Raw genomic sequence first — 26,594 nt, 5'->3', positions numbered from 1 at the left:
CCGTCCGCCGCCTCGGCCTCGCGCGCGCGCGTCCGGCTTCCGGGCGTGCCCGCCTCGGCCTCGCCCGCGCGCACCCCGTCCGCTTCGCCTTCGCCGGCCGGCGCCCAGCCGCCCAAAAACCGGGCGACCCGGCTGAGCGGCTTCTGCGTCGCCGACACCCCGATGCGCTGCACCGCGCGGGGCGCCAGCGCCGCCAGCCGCTCCAGCGACAGCGACAGGTGCGCGCCGCGCTTGTCGCCGGCGAGGCTGTGGATCTCATCGACGACGATCGCTTCGGTCAGGCGCAGCATCTGCCGGCCCTTGTCCGACGTCAGCAGCAAATAAAGCGATTCCGGCGTCGTCACGAGCACGTCGGGCGGCCGGTTCGCCATGCGCGCCCGCTCGGCCGGGAGCGTGTCGCCGGTGCGGACCGCGGTGCGGATGCCCGGCCAGGCGCCGTGTCCGGCCTCGGCGCCGTACGTCTCGATCTCGCCGAGAAAGCCGACCAGGTGATGCTGGATGTCGTTGTTCAGCGCCTTGAGCGGCGTGACGTACAGCACGCGCACGCCGGCCGGCCAGCCCGCGCCGCGGGCCAGGGCGGCTTCCTTGGCCAGCGCGACGCGGCTCAGGCAGGGCAGGAGCGCGGCCAGCGTCTTGCCGGAGCCGGTCGGCGCGGCGATCAGCGTATGGCGGCCGGCGGCGATCGCCGACCAGGCGTCCCGCTGCACGGGGGTCGGCTCGCCGAACGCGCGGCCGAACCAGCCGGCGAGCGTCGGATGAAAGCCCGCGAGCGGGGAAGAGGAAAGGGACATGCGTCAGCAGCTCCTTTTGGGTACGTCGTTCGTCATGTTCGACTTCGCGCGGCGGGGGATTTCCGAGAAGAGAACCGCTGGAAAATCCTGCGGCGCGCTTTCCTCTCACGATAACACAATCGCGGCGCAGGCGAAAATCCGCCCGCGGTCCGCCGGACGCGGGCAAAAGAAAGACCGTCCCCCGGACAATGTCCGAAGAACGGTCTCTGCCGCAAGCGCCGAAGCCGGCGCGGGGCGCTATTCGATCAGCTTCGCCCGCTGCAGCAGCTGGCGGAGCGCGACGGTCGCCATGTCGCGGGTCGTCGGCTCGTCCGGACGGAAGTACGAGACGCCGCCGACGGTCATGCCCTGCATGATGCCCGCGTCCGTCACCGCCGCGATCGCGTCCTTGGCATAGCCGGCGATCTGGGCGTCGTCCCCGTACGCGGCGCGGGACGGCGTGCCGGCCGGCTTGACGCCGAGCAGGTCGATCGCGCGGGCCAGCATGACGCCGAGCTGCTCGCGCGTGACGGGGTCGTTCGGCCGGAAGCTGCCGGCCCCGTAGCCCGTGACGATGCCCGCGTCGTAAGCGGCCGCGACGTCCTTCGCGAACCAGTCCGCCGGCTTCACGTCGGCGAACATCCCGTTCGCCGGCGCGTTCAGGCCGAGCGCGCGCGTCAGCATCGCCGCGAATTCGGCGCGCGTGACGGTCTTCTTCGGCGCGAACGCCGTCGCCGACGTGCCGTTCACGAGCAGCTTGCGGGCCATCGCTTCGATCTGCGACTGCGCCCAGCTGCCTTGAATATCGGCGAAGCTTACGTCGCGGGTGACCGCGGCGTACGTCGAGAAGCCCGGACGGCTGACGGTGACGACCGTCGTCCCGTCCGCCTGCGGCGCGAAGGCCGATGCGGCCGCGAAGACTTCGCCGTTCTCTTCGTAGCGCACGCCGGCCGTATTGGCCGCGATGCTGCCCGGCACCGTGAACGAGCGCGCGATCCGCTGCCCGGCCGGGACCTCGAGCGGCGTCGAGCCGGAGCCGTTCACGACGCTGGCCGCGAAGGCGACGGGCTTGCCGATCAGGACGCCGTCCGCGCCGACGGAGAAGGCGCCCGCGTCCTGCGGCGCGATGACGATCTCGAGCGACGCGCCCGCCGGGACGTTCGCCAGCAGGGCGGCCGGAATGGCGATCGCGGCGTCTCCGGCGCCGACGATCAGCGTGCTGCCGGCCGGCGCAGCGGCGATCAGCGCCGCTTGCGCGCCGCTAATGGCGAAGGTCGCGGTCTTGCGGTCCGGATTCGCCATCGGCACGACGATCGCCGCCGGGGAGCTGCCTGCCTGGTCGAGCGCCGCCTTCAGGTCGGCGTCGGCGATCGCGGCGCGGATGCCGCCGTTAGCGTCGGTCGTCGCCGGCGTCACGGATACTTGCTTTTGTCCCTGGGCGATGACGGCCGCGACCGACGGGGTCGGCTTCTCCGCGGCAGGCGGAGCCGGCGGCGTCGGCGTCGTGACCGGCGGAACGTAGACGTTCTCCGCCGGAATGGCGACGGGAACCTTGACCGTCGCGAAGTTGTCGGGATTGGCGGTCTGCGCGATGCGGACCGTCAGGTCGACCTTCGCGTCGGCCGCGCCGCCGCCCGGACGCTTCTGCAGGACGTTGTCCTTGACGTAGCTTTCGTCGCTGCTGGCCGAGACGGCATACGCGTAGCCCTCCGTCTCCGGCAGCGTCAGCACCTTGGCGCCGACCGACGTGACGTTGACGGCCGTCGGCGCGAAGTCCTTCGCGACCAGCGACAGGGCCGCTTCGTCCCCGCCTTGGATCCGGTATTGGCCGACGGCCTCGTAGACGGCCTTCGCTTTGTAGTCGTTGTCCAAGAAGGCTGCAAGCACGTCCAGCTTGTAGGTGCCCGGCTTCAAATGCTTGATGACCGGGTTGCCGTCCTTGTCCACCTCGTCGTCGATGTATTCGTCGTTGATGTCATCGATGGTATAGTCGCCCGGCTCGAACGGCTGCAGCTTTCCGCCTCCGTCCACGTTCGCTTCGGCATACAACGTGCCGACCAGTTCATCGTTCAGATCGAATACGTCGATTTCGAAGTAATTCGCATCCTCCGCCGTCAGCTTGAAGGAGACCGACGTCGAATCCTGATAGTCGTCCCCGTTCGGCGAGACGGTCGGCGGATCGGCGACGACGTCTTGGACGCCGAAGCCGTTGTCCGCGCGCTCGTCGCCCACGTGCACGACGAACGGCAGATGAAGCGCGGGCTGCCCGTCGCCGCTTTCCAGCAGCACTTCGCCCTCGTAACGGCCGTCCGGCGCGTCCGCGGCCGGAGTGGCCGTCAGCCCGAAGTCGGCGGCTTGCGACGCGCCGGCGGTGATCGTGCCGCCCGCCTCGATACCGGTCAGCGCGAGGCCGAGCTTGCCGGCGTCGCCTTCCTTGAACGTGCCGCCGCTATCCGACAGATCGTCGTGCAGGACGACGGAGGCCGTGTACGTCACGGGCTCGCCGGAGAAGTTCTTCAGCGTCAGCGGCTCCGACTTCGACTCGCCGGGCTGCATGAGCCCGAAGCTGGCGGAGGAGCCGTAGTTGACGACCTCGTGCTCGTGCATGTAGGCGTCCATGATCGAGATGCGGTCGATCGTCTCCAGCAGGGCCGGAGTGTCGAGCGCTTTGGAGACGTCGACGCGTCCGGCGCCCTGCGTGTAGGCGTCGTAGGCATGCCCATCGCCGTCCGTCAGCTCGACGGCCGTATTCGCGAGCGCGGCGCGGACGTCGAACGGCGTCCATTCCGGATGCTTCTCCTTCAGCAGCAGGGCGAGGCCCGCGACGTGCGGGGTCGCCATGCTCGTCCCGCTGATCCGGTTGTACGCGTCCCGGTACGAGACGTCCGGCTTGTCTTTGCCGTACGCCGGCCAGGTCGAGAAAATATTGTTGCCCGGCGCGACGACGTCCGGCTTGATGCTCCAATCGGGGTCGGAGTTCGGGCCTTTGGAGCTGAAATCGGCGATCCGGTCGCCCTCCACGCCCACGGCCCGCTCGAAGGACGCGCCGAACGCGAAAGTAAGCGCCGTTTCCGGCTGGGCCAGCACCTGCTTCGCCAGCTTGCGTCCGTAGGTGCCCTCCATGTCGAAGGTCGGAATGAATGCCGGGGAATCGCCGAGCAGGGAGTTGATGAAGCCGTTGCGATCCTTGATGTCGTCGCTCAGGTTCGGCGCCTCCCCGTCGTTGATGCCGTTGAACACGATGACCGCCTTGGCGCCGTGCGCCTTGGCAATGGCGATCTTGTCGACGAACGCGAGAACGCCCCGGGAGAGGAGGACGACCTTGTCCGCGACGTCCTTGCCGGCGTAGTCCGCGTCGGAGCCGAGCCCCGCGTAGACCGCGCCGATCGGCTCCGTGCCCAAGTAGGCGGCCAAATCCTCCTGGCCCGTCCGCCAGCCCATGGTTTGGATGCCGACCGGGTGCTCCGCGTCGAACGCGCTGGCGACGGTGCCGGTGAAGTACGGCGCTTCCGTCGTCGCCGCCCCGACCGAGATGGCGAGCTGGGAGCTCGCCGGCGAGCCCATCGTGTAGTAGGCCGGCCCGGCGTTGCCGTTGGCGATGACCGCCACGACGCCGGCGAGCACCGCGTTGTTGATGGCGGCGGCGTCCGGCGTGTTCACGTCCTTCTCGAGGTCCGAGCCGAGGGACAGGTTGATGACGTCCATGCCGTCCTCGACGGCCCGTTCGATGCCTTCGATGACCTGCGCGGACGAGCCGCTGGACTTGCCGGTCGCGATATCGAAGCCGAGCACCTTGTACATGTGGAGGTCGGCGCCGTAGGCGACGCCCTTCTGCGCGTATTCCGCGTTCGCGCTGCTCGCCCGGCCGGCGATCGTGCCGGAGACGTGCGTGCCATGGCTGGTGCCGAGATTTTTGACTTCGGGATTCGGGATTTCCTCGTACGGGTCGTTGTCGTCGAAGTAAGCGTCGTACCCGCCTTTATACGCGCCGGCCAGATCGGGATGCGCGTAGTCGATGCCGGTGTCGATGACGCCGACCTTCAGGCCCGCGCCCGTGTAGCCTTCCGCCCACGCCTTGTCCGCCCCGATCTGCTCCAGCGGCAGGTTGTCGTAGTAGAGCGGCTTGGTCGGATCGCCGACCGGCGCGACGTCCGGCACGCTGTAATAGGTGCGGTTCTCGAACACGGACGTGACGCCGGGCAGCGCGGCCAGCGCCGGGATCTGATTGGCCGCGATCGTGACCTCGAGCCCGTTCAGCACGGTGTTGTACCGATGGTTGACGGCCATGCCGAGACCGTTGGTCCGGGCCGCTTGGATGAACGACGCCTGTTGGCTGTCGGCGGCTTTCCGCGCGGATTCCTCGGTCAGCGTCGCGATGCCGTTCGCGCTGGCGAAGCTGCCTACGGCGCCGGGCTCGCCCGAGAGCGTCACGATGACGCGCGTTTGGGCGGCGGAGGCGGTGTCGATGCGGGGGGAGACGTACCCGCGGATCGGCGAAGCCGGATGTTTCGGTATCCCGCCCGAGAGGGTAATGGAGCCTGTGCTTGCGCCGGAAGCGCTGACATGATAGGGGATGCTCATCCCCGCGGTCAACGCCGCCGCCAGGGAGATCGTGAGCAGTTTCCGGATTGCGTTACGGTTTCGCAATGAACATGCACGCCCTTTCCAAGCTTGAGGTATGAAATACGATTCTATAAGTCTTGTAAACGCAAGAATCCTATTATTTACAATTAAATAAGGGGCTGGAAAAGTCAATAAAGATTATTCAAAATTATTTAACAATTTAAATAATTGAATCGTTGGAACTAGAACGGCAGGTCAATCGACAAGCCCTGCGCGCATACATATAGACTTACGGCAAGCGGCTTCGGGGCATCGGCGGCGGGAGGGACCGGAATGGCGAAATGGCGGGACAGCTTGGAGCGGCGGTTCATGGAATGGCGGCGGCTGGAGTACGCGGTGGAGCATACGCTCGCGGGCCGGCGCGTGCTGCGCGTCGCGGGGCCGCGGACGCCGCGGCTGACGACGCCGGTATCGGTGGCGGTCAGGCGGGAAGAGCTGGGCGCGGTGGAAGAGACGTTCCAGGCGGGGCTGGCCTGCTTCTGCCTCGGGGAACTGACGGCGGAGGGACGCGCCGCGTTTCTGCGGGCCTGGCACGAACGCCTCGAGGCCGGGGCGACCGTCGTGCTGGCCGACCGCCGGGGCGAGGGCTGCGAGACGCCCGCGGAGCTCGCGGACTTGTTCGGGCCGCATGCCAAGGCGCTGAACGTCGAGGTCGGCCCGACCTTCTGGTGGGTCCGCTACGAACGGGCGTAACCGCGCGCGTACGGCCAAAACAAACAAAGCCGCGGCTGCTTGTCTCGGGAAGAGAAGCAGCTGCGGCTTTGCTTGCAATGCCTTTGCGGGGCGGTCGAACCGCCGCGCCGGCATTATGCGTACGTCTTGCTCGGATTAATCGTCGTTATCGCCCGGCTCGTCGGAAGGATCGTTCGCGTATTTCTCGAACGTGGACTGGTTCATTACGCGGCGCGCCGTTACGTAGCGCTTCGAGTAATAGGATTCGCTCAGTCCGTTGATCGCGACGCCTCTGCTGGTGGACGCGTGCGCGAACTTGCCGTCGCCGATGTAGATGCCCACGTGCGAGATGCCGTTGCCCGTCGTATTGAAGAATACGAGATCCCCGGGAATGAGATCGTCCTTGGCGATTTTCTTGCCCAGCGTGGCCTGCGAACGGGACGCGTGCGGGATTTCGACGCCGAGTTTCTTGAACACGTACATCGTGAATCCGGAGCAGTCGAACCCTTTCGTAGTCGTGCCGGAGTAAACATAGGGTGTTCCGATCAGATCGCCGATGACGCCGTCCATTTTCGACTGCGCGAACACGCTTCCGGTCTGGAAGATGAACAGCATCGCGATTCCGATCACTAGCGCGGAAAGCTTCTTCAAAACGGGAAACTCCTTCCGGGGCCTACGAGGTTAGCTGTGGGGTTCGGTTGAAGGCTCCCTATGATCGCCTCTGGCAGACGGTCTTCGGCAGACCGGCTGTCGGGATCAATTCACCCAGAATGGTTCCCCCGTTTCCCTCTTGCAAGGGAATTCGGCAAAATTTTCATTTCTCACGGCTAAATATTCGATCATTTTGTCGCTTCTCCTTCCAGGTTCATCCTTTGTTCACACATTAAAATTATTAGAATGCAACCTTTTGTCTCTCATTTTCGTATAACAGCGCCGTTTTCGCGACCGGAGAACGCGTGTATTCGGGTTGTCGGAAAAACGTCCGGCCCGTGCGCGGCCCGTCCCTTCGCCGCCTTCGGCAGACGTCGAAAAGCCCCGTCGCGGGGGCGTACGGGGCGGAACGAAAGTCCTAGGCGATGCGGTTCGAGATTCGGACGCGGCTGCGGCGGGGCGGCGCCGAGGGGCAGGCGGAGAGATCCGCCCGCTCCGGCGTTACGGCTGCTTGGACTGCCAGACGTCGAACTGGGAGGCCGCCGTCCACACCTTCATGACCGTGCGGATCAGCTGATAGCCTTGATGAAGCACCAGCGCGAGCAGACCGGCCCACAGCATCGACACGGAGGCGACCGTCACGCTGACGAGCGCCCCGATGCCCCACATCGCGAGCGACACGCCGGCGAAGGGCAGGAAGTTCGCGAGGCATTGCCAGAGGCCGCGCATGGAGCCGCTGCCGGCAACGGAACCGAACTGCATCGCGAGGAAGAGCAGGTGGAGCAGCACCGCCCAGAGCAGCCACGCGCCGGCCCACGGCCCGGCCTGCTTCGCGAATTCCGTCAGCGTGCCGCTCGTCAGCAGCAGGTCGAGCGCCTTGGGCAGGAGCCAGGCGGCGGGCGCGAGCGTCAGCGTCGTCTCCGCCAAGTAGAGCAGGGCGACCGGCTTCCAAGCTTTGCGAATGCCGCTCAGGAACTTGGTTCCTTGCTCGTCGCTCGCGCGGTACAGGGAGTGGAACAAGCCGGCGTTCAGGAACGGCGTGATGACGATCCGTCCGGCCAGCAGCCCGCAGAAGAGCAGGGCGTAGGGCCGGAACGCGTCCGTCTTCATGAGCTGGAACTGCGATTCCGTCAGGAACAGCGAGATGGCGCTGCTGCTGGCCGCGTACGAATCGGGAAACCGCTTGAGCAGCGGCACCGCGATGCCCTCGATCGTGCGGTAGAGGAAGAAGCCCCATAGCAGTTCGTAGAGGAACAGCAGGATAATGATGTAGATGTGCTTCGTCGTCAGCTTCCAGCCTTGCTTGATATGCGTCTTCATCCGTCAATCACCTCCTTCATTAATCGCGGCGGGCGTCACCAGGCGAGCGAAGCGAAGAGCGTCTCGGCCAGCTTCGAGAGTCCGACGCTCCAGCGCGTGCGCGTTTTCTCGTCGAGGTCGGCCTTCATGAAATTATTGATGTGCTTGTTGTCGAGCACGTTGTCGTTCTGCGGATCGACCGCGGCCCAGAGCAGTTTGGCGCCATGGACGATCTTGTACTGGACGCTGGCTTCTTGGCCGTCCCATACCTTGGGCATGACCGTGCCGTCGGCGAAATGGAGCACCACCGTCACCGGGCCGTTCGAGCCGCCGGTCTTCTTGATGAGCACGACGTTCTCGTACTCCGTCTTCCCGTCCTGCTTGACCGGCGTGACGCGGATGCCGGCGACCGCATAATCGGACATCGCGTCCCCGTACACGAAATGGCTGAAGTAGTCGTTCCACTTGGTCTTCGTCACCGATTCCACGACCCGCTGGAAGTCGGCGGTGGACGGGTGCTTGAACTTGTACTTCTGGAAGTACGTCCGCATGATCTTGCGCATCGTCGCGTCGCCGACCTGCTTCTCGATGCCGACGAGCACGAGCTTGGCGCGGATGTAGACGTTCTCGGCGTAGTGATTGTTGTCGTGGTACGACCAGGACAGCTGCTTCAGCGGCGCGGGATCGGTCATGTAGCTGGCTTCCACGGGCAGGTTCGGCGCCACGCCGTATTCGCTCTCCATGACCTTGTCCTCCGCGTAGGAGGTGAAGCCTTCGTCGAGCCACGCTTCCTCGAACTCGTTGGAGGCGACCATGCCGTACCAGTATTGGTGGCCGATCTCGTGCACGACGGTCCGCTCGAGGTCGTACCCGGGATTGTCGTTCTCCGCCGAGAACGCCGTGACGAGCGTCGGGTATTCCATGCCGCCCGCGCCGTTGCCGCCCTTGGGCGGGACGACGACGGAGAGCGTCGTGTACGGATAGGCGCCGTACCACTGCGCGTACTTGGCGAGCGCGGACTTGGCCGCGTGCAGGTAGCGGTCTTTGTACTTGGCGTGAAGCGGATCGAGGTACAGCTTGATGCGCACGCCCGGCACGCCTTCGGTGGAGTACGGCTCCTCCGAATAGACGAAGTCGGGGGAGGCCGACCAGCCGAAGTCATGCACGTCGTCGGCGTAGAATTGGTACGTCTTGCGGCCGTCCTGGACGACGGACGCTTTCGCCTGGAAGCCGGTGGCCGCGACCTTATAGGACGAGGGCACGTTGATCTTCACGCTGTAAATGCCGAAGTCGCTGTAAAACTCGGAGTTGCCGTGGTACTGGTGCGCGTTCCAGCCCTCCGTCGCCCGGCCCCGCGTGCCCGCGGTCTCGTAGACGGCCAGCTTCGGGAACCATTGGCCCGCCATGACGAAATCGCCGGAGTAGCCCATGCGCGCGAACACCTCGGGCAGCTTCACCTCGAACTTCATGCGCAGCGTCACGCTTTTGCCGGGGGCCACGGGATTCGGGAGCTTGAGCTTGGCCAGCGTCAGATCGTTCGGGTTGCCGTCGTCGGGCTGCACGAAGTGCAGGCGGGGGAGCAGGCTGTACCCTTCCGTCGTCTCCAGCGTCAGCAGGTTCATGTAGCCCGTGCTGTCCGAGGTGGCCTTGTCCTCCCGCAGCTGGCCGCCGGATTCGCGCATGAACGTCGTCTCCTTGGAGCGGAAGGCGTTGGGGTAGAGGTGAAAATAGAGCTCGGACACCTGCTGCCTGCCGGGGTTTGTCCACGTGACGGTCTGCTCGCCCTGCAGCCGGTGCGTATCGGCCTGCAGCGACACGTCGATGTGGTATTCCGCGACGCGCTTGCTGAGCGCGACGGGCTTCGGCTGCATGACGCTGTCCGGCTGCTGCGTCGGCGGAGGCGCGGCCGGCTTGGGCGCGTCCTTCGCGGGGGCGGAGGCGTACGTATATTGCGAAATCCAGGCATGTCCGAACCCTTCCCGCGCCGTTACGCCGATCAGCACGGCGGCGAGGGCAAAGAGCAGAAAACGTGTGGCGAGGCGTGGCTTCATTCTAAGACTCCCTCCCGTTGACAAGCATCTAAGGCATGTATATGTTTGCTTTTCCGGGATTATTAGCTAAAATGGAATTAAAGTGCGGACTGGCCGGGAAACCGCGCCGGACGCGGAATTCAAGGCTTTGTACAAGGCTTGGGACGGGAGTTGAACGGAGCGCGTGAGCGAACAAAACAACGGACAGCAGCCGCCGGAGAAGAAGGAGAAGAAGTCTCTTTCGCTGAACGTGGTGAGCAATAAGGAACATAAGGGCTTCGGCGCGGGGACGATTGACCTCAGCGACGTCGCCTGCGTCATGATCGATAACGGCGAGGCGTACATCGACGTGGGCGCGATGCACGCGAAGAGCAAGATCGAGCGGGGCATCAAGTTCGGCACGAACAAGGAGGACGTCCCGAACGGCCGCCCGTGCTGGATCGTTTGGGTCGCGGTGGAGCGGGGCGAGGAAGGCGCGCATTACGCGGGCGCGACGGCATGCCCGATGCTGATCGATTCGGAGGCGCGCAGAGGGTGGAAGATTCTCGCGCAGCACGTGAACAACCTCGATTACGCCATCAAGCGCCGGTTCATGCTCGACGAGCTGGGCGCGGAAGAAAAGCGGGCGCTGAAAGGCCTGCTCGTGGCGCATAACCCCGAATGGTGGGACCGTTCGCCGGATAAGCTCAAGGACGCGCTGAACGTCTAGGAGCCGCGGAGGACGGAGATAGGATGATAGAGGACGCGTTTCGCCGGACGGCGGGACGCGTTTTTTGTCGTGCGCGGCGCAGAGGGCGTCGGGGGAGCGTACGTCGTGCGCGGCGAGGGAGGGCGAAGAAGCCGGCTTCATTCAAAACATAATTGACAATCATTCTCCATATAATTGATAATGATTATCAGTATCAATTAAAAGCGGGCACCGGCTGCCTGAAGGAGTGAAGGAATTGGAACCGAAAGCATTGCTCGTATACGCGAGCATGACCGGCAACACGCGCGACATGGCGGACAGCGTGGTCGAAGGGCTGCTGGAGCATTTCGTCGCGGTGGAGGTCAAGGAAGCGTTCGACGCGACCAGGGCCGACTTGGACGTCTACGATAATTTGCTGTTCGGGGTCTACACGTGGGGAGACGGCGATCTGCCGGACGAATTTTTGGATCTGTACGACGATTTGGGGGAGATGGACCTGTCCGGCAAGCGCGCGGCGGTGTTCGGCTGCGGCGACTCGTCGTACCGCTACTTCGCCGTCGCCGGCGACATCCTGCAGGAGCGGCTGGAGAACCGCGGCGCGCGGGTGCTGCAGGAGACGGTGAAGTCGGACGGCTGCCCGGGCCGGGCCGAGCTGGACGCCTGCAGGCGGCTCGGCGCCGCGTTCGCGGCGTTCGTCCGGGAGGAGGCCGGCGCGAAGTGAGCGCCGGCCGGTCGTGAAGGAAGCGGCCTCGCCCGATCTCCGGTACGGAGAGGGGCGAGGCCGTTGTCTTGCCGGTCGGAGACGCGGCCGCCTTGGCATGAGTTTCCGGCCGGCGACGCAAATTAAGCCTGATTCCCCCTGTTCGGAAGCCCGGCTTCTATGGTATAGTCGTTGAACAAGAACAGACGTTCTAAATTCAGGAGGATAGGGCATGAACCCGCAACCGAAAGGACGCACGCAGTACGCCGACCTGCTCCGGCGCTACTTGCTGCCGCAGAAGCGCACGCTGTGGATCCTCGCGGCGCTGCTGATCTTGACGATCGGCCTGCAGCTCGCCAATCCGCAGATCATCCGCTTCTTCATCGACAGGGCGCAGGGGGGCGGCAGCCTGCAGCCGCTGCTCGCCGCCGCCGGGCTGTTCATCGGCTTCTCGGTGCTGCAGGGCGGCGTGTCCGTGCTGGCGACGTACTACAGCGAGAACCTCGGCTGGAAGACGACGAACGAGCTGCGCGCCGACCTCGCGGCGCACTGCCTCGCGCTCGACATGCCGTTCCACAAGTCGCAGACGTCCGGCGCCCTCATCGAGCGGGTCGACGGCGACGTGAACGCGCTGGCGAATTTCTTCTCCAGCATGATCATCCACCTGCTCGGCAACTGCCTGCTCATGGTCGGCATCATCGTGCTGCTGTTCCGCGAAAGCTGGATGATCGGCGCGGGCATGACGGTCTTCGTCGTCGCCGCGATCTTCGTCATTCAGCAGATCCGCAAGTTCAACGGACCGTTCTGGAAGGAGTGGCGGCAGGCGAGCGCGGAGCTGTACGGCTTCATCGGCGAGCAGCTCGAAGGCACGGAGGACATCCGGGCGAACGGCGCGTCGGGCTTCGTCATGGGCCGCTTCTACGGCATGATGCGCCATATGCTGCGCGTGCGGCTGCGGGCGTTCATCGGCTTCGCCTCGATGTGGAACACGACGATCGTCGTGTTCACGCTCGGCAACGCGATGGCGTTCGCGATCAGCGCGTATCTATGGAAGACGGACGCGATTTCGCTCGGCACGGTGTACCTGATCTTCTTCTACACGGAGCTGCTTGCCAAGCCGATCGAGAAGATCCGCACGCAGATGGAGGACTTGCAAAAGGCGGACGCCAGCATCGCGCGCATCCGGGGGCTGTTCGAGACGCGCTCCTCCATCGCCGACGGCCCGGGGGCGCCGCTGCCGGACGGCCCGCTCGCCGTGGCGTTCGACGACGTGACGTTCTCGTACGAGGACAACGCCGGCGAACCGACGCTGAAGGGGCTTCGGCTGTCGCTCGCGCCCGGCGAGGTGCTCGGTCTGCTCGGCCGCACCGGCAGCGGCAAGTCGACGATCGCGCGGCTGCTGCTCCGCTTCTACGATCCGCAGGAAGGCGCGATCCGGATCGGCGGCGCGGATATCCGGCATTGCAAGCTGGGCGGCTTGCGCCGGCGGGTCGCCATGGTCACGCAAAACATCGAGATCATGGAAGGCACGATCCGCGATAACTTGACGTTCTACGACGACTCCGTACCCGACGCGCGCATCGTCGAAGTGCTGGAGCAGCTCGGACTGGGGAGCTGGTACGCCTCCATGCCGGAGGGGCTGGACACGATGCTCGCGTCCGGGGGCGGCAGCCTGTCGGCCGGCGAAGCGCAGCTGCTCGCCTTCGCCCGCGTGTTCCTGACCGATCCCGGGCTCATCATCATGGACGAAGCCTCGTCCCGTCTCGACCCGCTGACCGAGCAGCGCATCGAGGACGCGATCGGCAAGCTGCTGGCGAACCGGTCGTGCATCATCATCGCCCACCGTCTCGCCACGGTCCAGCGCGCGGACAAAATCGCGATTCTCGACAACGGCGCCGTCATCGAAGCCGGCGACCGGGAAGCCTTGGCCGCCGATCCGCGGTCGCGGTTCAGCGCGATGCTGGCCACGGGGCTCGAGGAGGTGCTCGCGTGACGACCTTTCAATTCCTGGTCCGGCTGATCACGTTCCGGCCGCTTCTGTATACGGCCAACGCGCTCGCCTGGACCGTCATCTACCTGATTCCGATCGCGCCCGGCCTCATCACGCAGCAGTTCTTCGACTCGCTGACCGGCGAGGATACGCTGAAGGCCGGCACGTGGGGGATCATCGCGCTGCTCCTCGCGGCGGCGCTCGCGCGGGTGGTCATGATCTACGTCGGCTGCATCACCGACGTGGAGTTCCGCTTCCGCGTCGCCATGATCCTGCGCCGCAACCTGCTCGGCCACGTGCTGAAGCAGCCCGGCGCGCGGGCCATCCCGGTCTCCCCGGGGGAAGCGATCAGCTACTTCCGCGACGACGTCGACCAGACGGAGGAAGCCATCAGCTGGTCGGTCGACGTTTTCGGCCTGACCTGCTTCGCGATCGTCTCGAGCTACATCCTGCTCAAGATCGACGTGCAGATGACGCTGCTCGTGTTCGTGCCGCTTATTCTCGTCGTCACGGTGGCGCAGCTGGCCACGTCGCGGCTGCAGAAATACCGGGCCGCGAGCCGCGAGTCGACGGCGCGCGTGACCGGCGCGATCAGCGAAATGTTCGGCAACGTCCAGGCGATCCAGGTCGCCGGCGCGGAGGACCGCGTCATCGAGCGGTTCCGGCGGTTCGGCGAGACGCGCCGCAAGACGATGCTGAAGGATAAGCTGCTCGGCGAGGCGCTCGACGCCGTCTTCACGAACGCCGTCAACCTCGGCATCGGGCTCATCCTGCTGCTCGCGGGCACGAAGATGCGCGGCGGCGGCTTTACGGTCGGAGACTTCTCCCTGTTCGTCTATTATCTGACGTTCGTGACGCAGGTCATCTCCAACGTGGGGAAGTTCATGACGTATTTCAAGCAAATGAGCGTCGCGCTGGCGCGGATGCTGGAGATGCTGCAGGGCGCTCCGGCCCGCATCCTGACGCGCAAGGCGGCGCTGCCGCTCCGCAAGGGCGCGGGCCAGACGGCGGAAGCCCGCGACGACGCGGCGCCGATCGAAGCGCCCGAGCCGCTGCGGTCGCTGGAGGTAACGGGGCTGTCGTACCGGTACCCCGACACCGGCAGGGGCATCGAGGACATCTCGCTGCGGCTGGCGGGCGGCTCGTTCACGGTCGTGACGGGCGCCATCGGTGCCGGCAAGACGACGCTCGTCCGGGCGCTGCTCGGCCTGCTGCCGATGGACGAAGGCACGATCGCGTGGAACGGCAGGCCGGTCGAGGATCCCGCCGCGTTCTTCGCGCCGGCCCGCAGCGCGTACGCCGCGCAGATTCCGCGGCTGTACAGCGACACGCTGCGCAACAATATCCTGCTCGGCCAGGAGAACGACAAGGGCAAGATCGGGCGGGCCGTGCACGACGCCGTCATGGAGTACGACGTCGCGCATCTGCAGCAGGGGCTCGAGACGGTGGTCGGGCCGCGCGGCGTCAAGCTGTCGGGCGGCCAGATGCAGCGGACCGCCGCGGCGCGGATGCTCGTGCGGGAGGCGGAGCTGTACGTCTTCGACGACGTGTCGAGCGCGCTCGACGTCGAGACGGAAGCGAAGCTGTGGGACCGGCTGTTCGAGAGCCGCGGCGACGCGACGTGCCTCGTCGTGTCCCACCGGCGGACCGCGCTCGCGCACGCCGACCGGATCGTCGTCATGAAGGACGGCCGGATCGAGGACGAGGGCACCGTGGAGCAGCTGCTCGCGTCCAGCGAGACGTTCCGGGAGCTGTGGTACGGGGACGAGCGGGGCAAGGAGTGACCGCGAAGCGCATATCGCGTGGCCCCATATAATGAAGAAGGCTGCAAGCGGATGATCCGCTTGCAGCCTTTTTTGCCATGGCCGGCGTCTAGCCCGGAAGCCGGATTCTAATTGCTCCACCAGCGCTTGAGCTGCTTCCACCAGCTGCTCGTCTGCTCCCGCTTCGCGTCGTCGCTTCCGGCCGCCGCGTCTCCCGCATCGCCGTGCGCGCCGCATACCTCGACCGGCTGCGTGCCGCTGACGAACGTCTCCAGCCGCCGGTTCGGGCAGGTCTTGCCGGCCAGCTTGCCGGATTCGGGATCGACGTAGACGGAGACGACGCCGTCCGGCAGCGGGAAGATCTTCGGCGGCACCGCCGCGAGCGCCTGCTCCGTGTAGGCGGCGAAGATCGGGGCCGCGCGGTGCGCCTCGGCGGGGGTCAGCTTGCGCCCCTTGTCGTAGCCGACCCAGACGGCCGTCGCCAGCTCCGGCGTGTAGCCGACGAGCCAGGCGTCGGTCGCCGTCGTGCCGGTCTTGCCGGCGACCGGGCGCTTGATCATGGCGGAGACGCGGTTGCCCGTGCCCCCGGTATCGAAGACGCTCTCCATCAGGCTCGTGAGCACGTACGCATGCGCGGCGTCGACGACCGGTACGGCCGCGGGCTTCGCTTCGTACAGCACCTCGCCCTTGCCGTCCTCGATCCGCAGGATCGCGGTCGGCTCGATCCGGACGCCGCCGTTCGCGAACGTGCCGAACGCGGACGCCATCTCGAACGGGCTGACCGGGAACGTGCCGAGCGCGAGCGACGGCAGCGGCTTCATCGGGCTGTCGATGCCGAGCTTGCGCGCCATGTCGATGACGTTCTGCGGGCCGACCTTCATGATCGAGTTGACCGCGTAGATGTTGTCGGACGAAGCGATCGCCTGCCGCATGTCGATGAGCCCGTTCGTATACTTGCTGTTGTAGTTGCTCGGCGCGTACGTCTTGCGGCCGTCGTCGTACGTGAAGACGGTCGGCGCGCTCTTGAATTGGGACACCGGCGTCAGCGCGCCCTGCTGCAGCGCCGTCAGGTAGAGAATCGGCTTGAACGACGAGCCCGGCTGGCGCGTCGTGGCGAACACGCGGTTATATTGGTTCGTCTTGTAATCCCGCCCGCCGACCATCGCCTTGACGTAGCCGGTGCGCGGATCGATCGACACCAGCGCGGCCTGCTGCTCGGAGCCGGCCGGGATGCCCGAGGCGACCGCTTCTTCCGCGGCGCGCTGCGCCTCGGGATCCAGCGTCGTGTAGATGCGGATGCCGCCTTCGCTCAGCAGATGCTCGTCGATGCCGAGCTTGTCGACCGCCACGTACCGGATATAATCCCGGAAGTACGGGGCCATGCCGGCCTGCTTGCTCGATCCGAGCGGCACGAAGCTCAGCAGCTGCGCCCCCGCGGCTTTGGCGTCCGCCTGCAGGATGATGCCTTGATCGGCCATCGTCTGCAGGATCGTCCGCTGCCGGTCCTTGGCGTTCTTCATGTCCATGTAAGGCGAGTAATATTTCGGACCCTTCGGGATGCCCGCGAGCATCGCGCTCTCCGCGAGCGTCAGCTCGGAGGCGTGCTTGCCGAAGTAGAGCTCCGAGGCGGCTTCCGCCCCGTACGCGCCGTGGCCGTAATAGATCTGGTTGAGGTACATCGAGAGGATCTCGTCCTTGGAGTAGTGCATCTCCAGCTGAATCGTGTACATCGCTTCCTTCAGCTTCCGCGACCAGGTCCGCTCGTGCGTCAGATACAGATTCCGCGCGAGCTGCTGCGTCACCGTGCTGGCGCCCTGCTCCCGCGAGAGATGCTCCAGGTTGACGACGGCGGCGCGCGCCATCCCCTTCATATCGAAGCCGAGATGATCGTAGAAGCGCCGGTCCTCGATCGCGAGCGTCGCCTCCACGAGGTACGGCGAAATTTGCTTCAGCGGGACCGATTGCCGGTTCTCGCCGGCGTGGAACGTGTCGATGACGCGTCCCTGCAGGTCCAGCATCTGCGACGTCTGGCTGACGGACGAAGCCGGCAGCGCCTGCACCCGCAGATAATAGAGGAAGCCGAACGCGGCCATGAACAGCACGAGCAGCGCCCCGCCCGCGTACAGCAGCCCTTTGCGCAGCCGGCGCAGCAGCGGCATCCACCGCTCGGCTTGAATGGCGACCGGCAGCCGGCGCTTCCCGCCGCCGCCCCGCTTCATGCGATACCAGCTCATACCCGATGCCTCCTTGCGTTTTCCTAAGCTATCCAACTAGTATGGAAAACATTGGGCCGCGGTATTCAGGCGAAGGGAAACGGGGTATGAAATTTTTGAGCGGGGCGGGCGGAAGGTTGCTTTTTCCCCCCGTTAACTTATAATACAAAAGGAAACATGCGACCTTATGAATCAAGGACCCACCATACATACAAGAAAGCAGGGATTAACCGATGGAATTGTGGTTTACGGAGAAGCAAACCCCGACCTACGGCATTACGGCCAAAATCAAAGAAACGTACGTGAGCGAGCAGACGGAATTCCAGAAGCTCGATATGATCGAAACCGAAGAATTCGGCACGATGCTCGTCCTGGACGGCATGGTCATGACGACGGACAAGGACGAGTTCGTCTATCATGAGATGGTCGCGCACCCCGTGCTGTACACGCACCCGAATCCGAAGAAGGTGCTCGTCGTCGGCGGCGGCGACGGCGGCGTCATCCGCGAGATCCTGAAGCACCCGAACGTGGAGAAGGCCGTGCTGGTCGACATCGACGGCAAAGTCATCGAATATTCGAAGAAATACCTGCCGAACATCGCGTGCGGCCTGGACGACCCGCGCGTCGAAGTCATCGTGAACGACGGCTTCATGCACATCCACGACCACAAGAACGAATACGACGTCGTCATGGTCGATTCCACGGAGCCGGTCGGCCCGGCGGTCAACCTGTTCACGCGCGGCTTCTATCAGGGCATCTACGACTCCCTGAAGGAAGACGGCATCTTCGTGGCGCAGACGGACAATCCGTGGTTCACGCCGGACCTGATCCAGAACGTCAACCGCGACGTGAAGGAAGTGTTCCCGATCGTGCGCGTGTTCTGGGCGAACGTGCCGACGTACCCGAGCGGCCTGTGGACGTTCACGATGGGCAGCAAGAAGCATGATCCGCTCGAGGTGGACGAGTCCGCCATCCCGGAAATCGACACGAAGTACTATTCACCGCGCCTGCACAAGGCCGCGTTCGTGCTGCCGAAATTCGTCGAAGATCTCGTGAAATAAGGAAGGACCGATACCGACCATGAAACTCGATCAAAAATATTCCGGCAACGTGTTCATCTTGAGCTCGGAGGACTACCAGACGTCCAAGGCCGTCATCTACGGCATGCCGATGGACTTCACCGTCTCGTTCCGCCCGGGCTCGCGCTTCGGCCCGCCGCGCATCCGCGAAGTCTCGATCGGCCTGGAGGAGTACAGCCCGTATCTGGACCGCAGCCTCGAGGACATCGCGTACTTCGACGCCGGCGATCTGCTGCTGCCGTTCGGCAACGCGGCGCGCTCGCTCGACATCATCGGCGAATTCGTGGACGGCGTGCTGGCCGACGGCAAGATGCCGGTCGGCCTCGGCGGCGAGCATCTGTGCTCGTGGCCGATTTTCCAGTCGGTCTACAAGAAATACCCGGATCTCGCGATCATCCACTTCGACGCGCACGCCGACCTGCGCGAGCAGTACGAGGGCGAGCCGCTCTCGCACTCCACGCCGCTGCGCAAAGCCGCGAACCTGATCGGCGGCAAGAACGTGTACCAGTTCGGCATCCGTTCCGGCTCGCGCGAGGAATGGCAGTTCGCCCGGGAGAACATCAACTTCTACCCGTTCGAAGTGCTGGAGCCGCTTAAGAAGGTCCTGCCCGAGCTGGCAGGCCGTCCCGTCTACCTGACGATCGACATCGACGTGCTCGATCCGTCCGCGGCGCCGGGCACCGGCACGGCGGAAGCCGGCGGCATCACGTCGAAGGAGCTGATCGACGCCGTGCACGCCATCGCGCGCGCGGGCATCAACGTCGTCGGCTGCGACCTCGTGGAAGTCGCCCCGGCTTACGACCCGACGGAGCAAACGCAGATCGTCGCGGCGAAGGTCATCCGCGAAATGCTGCTTGGCTTCATCAAAGCATAACGAACGGCTTTACGGCGGCTCGGCCGCCCCGCGGGGGCATCGGCCGAGCCGCCGCAAGAAAGCCGCAAAAAAACCGCTCCGGTCCGTGCATCGCGCACGGCCGGAGCGGTTTTTTTGCGTTTATGGCGCCTGTTGCGTTGATTGGGCGCGCTGCGCGGCGCGTGCTTGCGGCGGACCCGGCCGGCAGGGCGAGCCGCCTTACCGCGGCGCGTCCGTCGGGGCCGCTTCCGCCGCGGCGCGGTTGTCCCGGCGCAGCCCGACCATGACGTCGGGGACGTTCGTGTCCATCGCGTCGACGCCCATCGCCATCAGCCGCGCGAACACGGCCGGATCGTCGGACATGCTGCCGTAGACGTAGAAGCCGCGGCCGTGCAGCTCCGCGACCCGCTCCGCGGACAGATGCTGCAGCGGCGTGTTCAGGATTTGCGCCCCGAGCTCCTCGAGCAGCGCGATCGGCCGTTCGATCGCGTGCGCGCTGATCGCGGCCGTCAGGACGTCTTCGTTGACGTCGCGCACGGCTTTCACGAGATCGTGGCGGAACGACATCAGCTGCGCCTGCCCGTTCATGCCGTGCTCCGCGACGAGGCGGGCCGTCCGGTGGGCGAGCGCCGGGTCCAAGCGGTCCGCGGGCTGCTTCAATTCGATGCTGAGCCGGATCCGGTCCCGCGCCCAGACGAGCACGTCTTCGAGCGTCGGCACGCGCTCGCCGGCGAAGTCCGCCGAGAACCAGGAGCCGGCATCGAGCGCGCGAAGCTCCGCCAACGTATAGTCGCGCAACGGACCGCGTCCGTTCGTCGTTTTGTCCGCCGTCAGATCGTGAAAGACGACGACTTCGCCGTCCTTCGTCAATTGCACGTCGAGCTCGATGAGCTCCGCCCCGCAAGCCAACCCGCGTTCGAATGCGGCCATCGTGTTTTCCGGCGCGTACGCCGAAGCGCCGCGGTGCGCCCCGACGGCGATGCCGTCCAATCCGCTGAATATCGTGGTGTTCTTCATGCTTCCGCATCCTTTCCGGGTCAAGATTGCTTCTCATTGTAGCATGCGGGCGCAAACGATAAAGATAAGGTTTTGTTAAAGCGGTTTAACGACTGTTTTCTACTAATTAATGGAAAAAATAGCCCAAAAGTAACGGTTTATTAATGAATTATTAATTATACTCCCGAATTTACAATAAATAATCATCAGTTTGAAACGCATTTTACAAAACCGGTTTAAGCTTGTCTTCGGGATGGTACCGTTCCCACATCGGCTCGCGCAAAACGGAAGAAAGAGAGGCCCGACGATTTTTGGCTACCATCGACGACGTCGCGAAGGCATCCGGCGTATCCAAGGGCACGGTTTCGAGCGTCTTCAGCAAGAAACGGCCCATCAGCAAAGAAGTGACCGAGCGCGTACTCGCGGCGGCCAAATCGCTGCACTATAAGCCGAATTATTGGGCGAGAAGCCTCGCCAGCCGTTCCACGAACATTCTCGGATTGAATATCCGGGGCGAATCGTTCCAGTTCGGCCAGTTCCATCTCTCGCTGTTGAACGGGGTGCTGCGCGTCTGTTACGAACGCGGCTACCGGCTCCTCGTCAACACGCTGTCGCCCGCTTACCTCAGCCAGGTCGAGCACATCGCCTCCGATCCGGTCGACGGCGAGATCCTGCTCGATCCCATCGACGGGGACGAGCGGATCGCGGACCGGTTCGAGAGCGGCCTGCCCGTCGTCATCGTTGGCCGTCCGCCGGGCTTCTACGAGGGGCGGGTCAGCTACGTCGACAACGACAACGTCGGCATGGCGGCGCAGGTCACGCGATATTTGCTGGAGCTCGGGCATCGGGACATCTTGTTCCTGAACGCGCCGTCCGGCAGCACCGTATCGGCGGACCGGGGCGCGGGCTATGCCGCGGCGTTCTGGCAGGCCGGCCTCGAGCCGAAGCCCGGGCGGATGCTGCACAAGCCGCTGCAAGGCTTGTCCTCGCACGCCTTCGGGTACGAATCGGCGTTTGCCGCGCTGTCGGCTTCGCCGGACGTGACGGCGGTCATCGCCGATACCGACACGATGGCGCTCGGCGTGTACAAGGCGGCGGAGCGGCTCGGGCTGCGCATTCCGGAGCAGCTGTCGGTATTCGCGTTCAGCGACGATTCCGTGCTCTCGCCGGAGTTTTCGCCGCCGCTCACCGGCGTGCGGCTCCATGCCGACCGGCTTGGCGCCGAGGCGACCCGGCTCCTGCTGGAGCAGATCGGCGCGGCGGAGAAATCCGCGAAGCGGGTGCTCGTGCCGACGGAGCTGGTCATCCGCGGCTCCGTCGCGCCCCCGGCGGCTTCGCGCCCGTAGCTTGCCGGCCGTCCGGCCGGCCTCGCGGCGGATGCAAGCGAAGCCGCTCTTGCCGGCCGCATGGACGGTACCGATTGCGACAGGATTGTACCCATTGTAACGGTAACGCATGAGATTCACGGTTGCGTCGTTGACGTTTGGTTTCGGCGCCCGGAAGGTTTAATGACGCTCGGACGCACCGGTCCGGCGCTTGGCATCAGGATTCACGCACCATCACACACCACAACGCTGACGCGTTCAGGAGGGTAACGAACGAAATGAACAAAAAAGTATGGTTGACGATGTCGACGGTCGCCGTCGCGGGAACAATGCTGCTGTCGGGCTGCGGCTCGGAGAGCGGCAACAACGCGGCGAACAACGCTCAAGCGGGCAATGCGGCAAACGCGGGCGGCAACGCTTCGGACGCCCCGGCGAACACGCCGGCGAACGCGCCGGCCGGCGACATGAAGCTGCGCATCCTCGACGCCAACGTCGGCGGCAAGACGCCGGAAGAGAACACGAAGTTCGAAGCGGAGATCAAACGCCTGACGGGCATCGAAGCGACCGTCGAGAAGCCGGCGAGCGATTACGACCAGAAGGTGCTCACGGCGCTCGGCTCCGGCGAGAAGTACGACCTGATCGAGCTCAGCGACCTTGGCAAGCTGGCAAGCTTCGTCGACCAAGGCGTCGTGTCGGATTTGACCGATTTCGTCACCAACTCCACGGTGCTGTCCGACCCGGCCGTCATCCCGACGGGCGAATGGGATCAGCTGAAGAGCAAGGACGGCAAGATCGTGGCCGTGTTCAGCAAATTCCAGGGCGGCACGATGCCGATCGTCCGCAAGGACTGGCTCGACAAGCTCGGCCTGAAAGAGCCGAAGACGCTCGACGAGTACTACAACGTGCTTAAAGCGTTCAAAGAGAAAGATCCCGACGGCAACGGCAAGAACGACACGTACGGCCTGAGCACGTCCGGTCTCTACGATGTCCAAGGCTTCATGAGCGCGGCCGGCCTGAAAGCCCGCTACGTGATGAAGGACGGCAAGCGCACGATTCCGTACGCGACGGAAGCGGCGGTGCCGATGTACGAATGGTTCGCGAAGCTCGTGAAGGAAGGCATCATGGATCCGAACTTCGTCACGAACGACACCGGCAAGATGCGCAACCTGTTCCTGACCGACCGCGTCGGCATGGTTACGTACTGGGACGCATGGGTCGGCATGTTCAACAACATGAAGAAGACGGAAGACCCGAACACCAAGTTCCAAGCGGAGGGGCTCGAAAGCATTCCGGGCGCGGACGGCACCATCATCATGCGCCGCGGAGACCCGGACTTCTGGATCATCCCGGCCAACGCCGAGCATCCGGACGCCGCGAAGAAATTCCTCGAGTTCTGGAACTCGGAGCCGGGCATCATCCTCGGCAGCCTGGGCATCGAGGGCGAGGATTACACCAAAGAAGGCGACGCGTACAAGCTGACGCAAACCGGCACGGAGCACAACATGGACCACGGCGTGCCGTTCTGGTACAACACCAACGTCAAGTATCCGTTCGGCAAGCTGCCGGGCGTTCAGGAAGCGCAGGATCTCGTGACGAAGGACGCGACGCTCGAGCTGACGCTGCCGACCTGGCCGGATGCGGAGAAGATCGTGAACGACTACGCGCTCAAAGCGATGTCCGGCCAAATGGGCGCCGCCGAAGCCGTGAAAAAGATGCATGACGAGCTGCTGAGCAAAAACCTGATCGACGAATAGGACGTTCGCGTCCGACGCGCATCGACGGCAGATGTCCGCGGCCCGCGCGAGCGGATTCGCAAAGACTCGCATAGCAAGCAAGAGGCAGGCAGGGGAGCACGGATCCCCTGCTTGCCCGCTTTTCTTCCCGAAATTGGTCTCGTTTACCAGATAAGGACGTGAATAAGGTCATGAAGGTATTGAAGAGATACGGCGCGCTCTATTTGATGATGGTGCCGGTCGTCGCTTATTTTCTCGTATTCGCCTACTACCCGCTCGTGAAAGGGCTGCAAACCAGCCTGCAGGATTACAAGCTGATGGGCGACCGGCCTTACGTCGGCTTCGCGAATTACGACTTCGTGCTGCACGACTCGACGTTCTGGGCCGCCATGATCAACACGCTCGTCATCGGAGGCGGCATTCTCTTCTTCAGCTTCATCGCGCCGCTCATTCTCGCGCTGTCGCTGAACGAAGTGCTGCGGACCTGGTACAAGAAGCTGACGCAAATGGTCCTGTACGTGCCGCACTTGCTGTCGTGGGTCGTCATCGGGGGCATCTGGATCTTCCTGCTGTCGCCGGACAGCGGCCTCGTCAACATGATCCTCGTGCATGTCTTCCATATGAAGCCGATCAATTTCCTGTCGAATCCGACCTGGGGGCGCTGGATCATGATCCTCCTGTCCACCTGGAAGGAGATGGGCTACACCTGCATTCTGTTCCTCGCGGCCATCGTCTCCATCAATCCGTCGCTGTACGAGGCGGCGCGCATGGACGGCGCTTCCCGCTGGAAGCAGCTGATGTACGTGACGATCCCGCAGCTCGGCAACACGATGAAGGTCGTCTTCCTGCTGAACACGCTCGGCGTCCTGCGGATTTTCGACCAAGTGTTCATCCTGCGCAATCCCACGATCGCTTCGAAGGTGGACGTGCTGATGATGTACACGTTCCAGAAAGGCATTCTCGAAATCAAGCTCGGACCCGCCGCGGCGGCCAGCTTCTTCGTCCTGATTATCACGCTCGCGCTGACGCTCGTCGTGCGGCGAATGACACGATTTGATGAGGTGTAAACAATGTCCGATCGATTCGAACGGCTAGGCTGGAAAAACAAAGCATTCGATACGTTGAACGCGCTGTTCCTGCTGGTCCTGATGCTGACCATGATCGTCCCGTTCGTGAACGTGCTGGCGCTGTCCTTTTCGTCGGGCGTCGCGTCCATGCAGCCGGATATCGTGCTGTGGCCGAAGCAGTTCAGCGCGGAAGGGTACAAGATCGTCTGGAAGAGCCTCGATATTTGGCGGCCGCTGCTCAACAGCGTCATCGTGACCTTGGTCGGCACGACGCTGCACGTGCTGCTGTCCAGCCTGGCGGGCTATGTCTTCATTTATCCCCGTCTTCCGGGCCGGAAGCTGCTGATTACGTTCATTCTGATTACGATGATGGTGCCGCAGGAAGCGATCATGATTCCGCTCTACGTGGTCAACAAGGACCTGCACCTCATTAATACGCTGAGCGCGCTCGTGCTCTCGGGGCTCGTCTCCGGCTTCTCGATCCTGCTCATGCGCAACTTCTTCCTGAACATCCCGTTCGAGATGTCGGAGTCCGCCAAGATCGACGGCGCCGGCGAGTTCCGCATCTTCTCGACGATGTACCTGCGGCTCGCGGCCGCGGGCCTCGCGACCGTGACGCTGTTCGAATTCGTCGGCCGGTGGAACATGTTCACAGCGCCGGTCATGTTCATCAGCGACTCCATGAAATACACGCTTCAGGTCGCCTTGAAGGCGATGATCATCGACACGAGCAGCAACTCCGGCACGTATATGGTCACGACGAACGTGCGGATGGCGGGCATCGTCATCAGCATCCTGCCGCTGATCGCGGTCTATCCGTTCGTGCAGAAATATTTCATGAAGGGCATTCTGCTCGGCGCCAGCAAAGAATAGGAGGGCAAGCGATGGAGACGGGAGAACGGCGCATCACGCTGCGCAGACGGATCGGCAAGGACGAAGAACGTTCCTATCTGGAGGTTCCGTTCGTCGTGGACGGAAGCGCGGAGCGCATCGAGGCGGCATACCGGTATGAACGCGGCGGCGGGGAGGCGGTCGTCGACATCGGCCTTCGCTCGCCGGAGCGGATCGTCGGCTGGAGCGGCGGCGCCCGGCAATCGTTCTTCGTCGGAACGGAGCTGGCGACGCCGGGCTATCTGGCGGGGCCGGTCGCCGAAGGCGAGTGGGCCGTGCTGCTCGGCGCGTACAAGATTCCCGCGGAGGGCACGGAGGTGACGATCGACATCGTGCTGACCGAGCCGCGCCGCGGCTGGATCAAGGGCGACCTGCACATGCACAGCGTGCACAGCGACGGGCGCTATACGATCGAGGCGGCCAAAGCATCGTGCGCCGCGCGCGGGCTGAGCTACATGGCGCTGACCGATCATAACACGCTCTCGCAGAACCGGGCCGCGCTCGCGCCGGACGAGCGGCTGCTCGTGCTGCCGGGCGCGGAGCTGACGAGCTACTTCGGCCACGCCAACGTCTACGGCGCGCCGGAAGCGCTGCGGGACTTCCGCGTCACGACGCCGGAGCAGGCGCGCGCGACGCTGGGCGAGATCCGGGCGCAGGGCGGATTCGTGTCGCTGAACCATCCGTTCTGCCCGTCCTGCCCGTGGGAACTCGGCTTCGACCTGCCGTACGACGCGATCGAAGTATGGAACGGTCCGTGGCGGGCGCTCAACGAGCGCGCCGTCGCCTGGTGGCAGGAACAGCTTGCGGCGGGACGCCGCCTCATCGCCCTCGGGGGCAGCGACGCGCATGCCGAGGACCGGTTCGTGAAGCACGGCCGGCCGACGGCGGCGGTGCGGACGGACCGGAAGACGGCGCAGGGCGTGCTGGACGGGATCCGGCAGGGACGCGTCGTCCTGTCCTTCGATCCGGACGAGACGTTCCTGACGCTGACGTCCGGCGACTACGGCGTCGGCGATCTGCTGCCGCGGACGGCTCTTGACGGGGCGGGCACGATTCCGCTCGTCATCGACGTCGAAGGCGCGCGGGGCGACCGCGTCGCGCTGTGGTCGGACCGCGGCCTCGAGGCGGCGTGGGACATCGAGGCGCCGGCGGACGCGCCGGCGAAGGCGTGGGAGGCGGACGCCGCGGACGGCGGCCGGGCGGCGCAGCGGGAGCTCGCCGTGCTGCGCGAGCATGCCGCGCTTGGCGGGG

At 64.7% G+C, this 26,594-nt stretch carries 19 protein-coding genes and 1 riboswitch; of the genes, 12 read left to right on the top strand and 7 right to left on the bottom strand.

The genetic code is table 11. The features are described 5' to 3' along the window. Both I8J29_RS30955 and I8J29_RS34335 read right to left on the bottom strand, forming a co-directional pair. Positions 1–791 (bottom strand): DEAD/DEAH box helicase (locus I8J29_RS30955; protein ID WP_208851148.1); only part of this gene is annotated, 791 nt, incomplete at its 3' end. 237 nt (positions 792–1,028) lie between these two features. After that, positions 1,029–5,417 (bottom strand): S8 family serine peptidase, encoded by a 4,389-nt coding sequence (locus tag I8J29_RS34335; protein ID WP_208851147.1) that lies wholly within the window; start codon positions 5,415–5,417, stop codon positions 1,029–1,031. A 249-nt stretch (positions 5,418–5,666) separates the two neighbouring features. Here I8J29_RS34335 and I8J29_RS30945 point away from each other — a divergent pair, with 249 nt between their 5' ends. Beyond that, on the top strand, positions 5,667–6,086 hold the full coding sequence (locus I8J29_RS30945) for a hypothetical protein (RefSeq protein ID WP_208851146.1): 420 nt from the start codon (positions 5,667–5,669) through the stop codon (positions 6,084–6,086). A gap of 135 nt (positions 6,087–6,221) precedes the next feature. Here the strand turns inward: I8J29_RS30945 and I8J29_RS30940 are convergent, their stop codons facing one another. The 3 genes from I8J29_RS30940 to I8J29_RS30930 all read right to left on the bottom strand — a co-directional run bounded on the left by I8J29_RS30940 (position 6,222) and on the right by I8J29_RS30930 (position 10,066). Then, the gene (locus I8J29_RS30940; RefSeq protein ID WP_208851145.1) at positions 6,222–6,716 is read right to left on the bottom strand and encodes a C40 family peptidase; all 495 of its coding nucleotides are present in this window, start codon (positions 6,714–6,716) and stop codon (positions 6,222–6,224) included. A gap of 4 nt (positions 6,717–6,720) precedes the next feature. After that, a riboswitch (cyclic di-AMP (ydaO/yuaA leader) is annotated at positions 6,721–6,883 on the bottom strand. Positions 6,884–7,217: 334 nt separating this feature from the next. After that, positions 7,218–8,036: a hypothetical protein gene (locus I8J29_RS30935; protein ID WP_090647133.1), complete on the bottom strand. Its 819-nt coding sequence runs from the start codon at positions 8,034–8,036 to the stop codon at positions 7,218–7,220. 35 nt (positions 8,037–8,071) lie between these two features. Continuing rightward, positions 8,072–10,066: a M1 family metallopeptidase gene (locus tag I8J29_RS30930; protein ID WP_208851144.1), complete on the bottom strand. Its 1,995-nt coding sequence runs from the start codon at positions 10,064–10,066 to the stop codon at positions 8,072–8,074. 163 nt (positions 10,067–10,229) lie between these two features. Here I8J29_RS30930 and I8J29_RS30925 point away from each other — a divergent pair, with 163 nt between their 5' ends. The 4 genes from I8J29_RS30925 to I8J29_RS30910 all read left to right on the top strand — a co-directional run bounded on the left by I8J29_RS30925 (position 10,230) and on the right by I8J29_RS30910 (position 15,207). After that, complete coding sequence (locus I8J29_RS30925; RefSeq protein WP_090647128.1) at positions 10,230–10,754, top strand: YwhD family protein; 525 nt, start codon at positions 10,230–10,232, stop codon at positions 10,752–10,754. A gap of 235 nt (positions 10,755–10,989) precedes the next feature. After that, the gene (locus I8J29_RS30920) at positions 10,990–11,454 is read left to right on the top strand and encodes a flavodoxin (protein ID WP_240546607.1); all 465 of its coding nucleotides are present in this window, start codon (positions 10,990–10,992) and stop codon (positions 11,452–11,454) included. Between the two features lie 211 nt (positions 11,455–11,665). Next, complete coding sequence (locus tag I8J29_RS30915; RefSeq protein ID WP_208851143.1) at positions 11,666–13,426, top strand: ABC transporter ATP-binding protein; 1,761 nt, start codon at positions 11,666–11,668, stop codon at positions 13,424–13,426. Next, complete coding sequence (locus I8J29_RS30910; RefSeq protein ID WP_208851142.1) at positions 13,423–15,207, top strand: ABC transporter ATP-binding protein; 1,785 nt, start codon at positions 13,423–13,425, stop codon at positions 15,205–15,207. The genes I8J29_RS30915 and I8J29_RS30910 overlap by 4 nt, the downstream gene beginning before the upstream one ends. A 107-nt stretch (positions 15,208–15,314) precedes the next feature. Here the strand turns inward: I8J29_RS30910 and I8J29_RS30905 are convergent, their stop codons facing one another. Next, a complete protein-coding gene (locus I8J29_RS30905; protein WP_240546606.1) occupies positions 15,315–17,420 on the bottom strand; it encodes a transglycosylase domain-containing protein in 2,106 nt (701 codons plus the stop codon). A gap of 212 nt (positions 17,421–17,632) precedes the next feature. Between I8J29_RS30905 and speE the strand changes: the two genes are divergently transcribed. Then, positions 17,633–18,460, top strand: a complete 828-nt coding sequence (gene speE, locus I8J29_RS30900; protein ID WP_090647118.1) for a polyamine aminopropyltransferase — start codon at positions 17,633–17,635, stop codon at positions 18,458–18,460. Between the two features lie 19 nt (positions 18,461–18,479). Continuing rightward, positions 18,480–19,352, top strand: coding sequence for an agmatinase (speB, locus tag I8J29_RS30895; RefSeq protein ID WP_208851141.1), 873 nt, complete (start codon positions 18,480–18,482; stop codon positions 19,350–19,352). Positions 19,353–19,550: 198 nt separating this feature from the next. Here the strand turns inward: speB and I8J29_RS30890 are convergent, their stop codons facing one another. After that, positions 19,551–20,348 carry a glycerophosphodiester phosphodiesterase gene (locus I8J29_RS30890; RefSeq protein ID WP_208851140.1) on the bottom strand — a complete coding sequence of 266 codons (798 nt, stop codon included), beginning with the start codon at positions 20,346–20,348 and terminating at the stop codon, positions 19,551–19,553. A 290-nt stretch (positions 20,349–20,638) separates the two neighbouring features. Between I8J29_RS30890 and I8J29_RS30885 the strand changes: the two genes are divergently transcribed. The 5 genes from I8J29_RS30885 to I8J29_RS30865 form a co-directional block, all read left to right on the top strand. Beyond that, a complete protein-coding gene (locus tag I8J29_RS30885; RefSeq protein WP_208851139.1) occupies positions 20,639–21,673 on the top strand; it encodes a LacI family DNA-binding transcriptional regulator in 1,035 nt (344 codons plus the stop codon). Between the two features lie 257 nt (positions 21,674–21,930). Continuing rightward, complete coding sequence (locus I8J29_RS30880; protein WP_240546605.1) at positions 21,931–23,406, top strand: extracellular solute-binding protein; 1,476 nt, start codon at positions 21,931–21,933, stop codon at positions 23,404–23,406. Positions 23,407–23,576: 170 nt separating this feature from the next. After that, positions 23,577–24,452, top strand: a complete 876-nt coding sequence (locus I8J29_RS30875) for an ABC transporter permease subunit (protein WP_208851138.1) — start codon at positions 23,577–23,579, stop codon at positions 24,450–24,452. 3 nt (positions 24,453–24,455) lie between these two features. After that, positions 24,456–25,325, top strand: coding sequence for a carbohydrate ABC transporter permease (locus I8J29_RS30870; RefSeq protein WP_090647105.1), 870 nt, complete (start codon positions 24,456–24,458; stop codon positions 25,323–25,325). Between the two features lie 11 nt (positions 25,326–25,336). Continuing rightward, a partial coding sequence (locus I8J29_RS30865; RefSeq protein ID WP_208851137.1) for a CehA/McbA family metallohydrolase occupies positions 25,337–26,594 on the top strand: 1,258 nt, incomplete at its 3' end.

This window comes from Paenibacillus artemisiicola (genome assembly GCF_017652985.1).
Taxonomy (GTDB): Bacteria; Bacillota; Bacilli; order Paenibacillales; family Paenibacillaceae; genus Paenibacillus_Z; species Paenibacillus_Z artemisiicola.
This window is presented reverse-complemented; position numbering and strand designations above follow the sequence as displayed.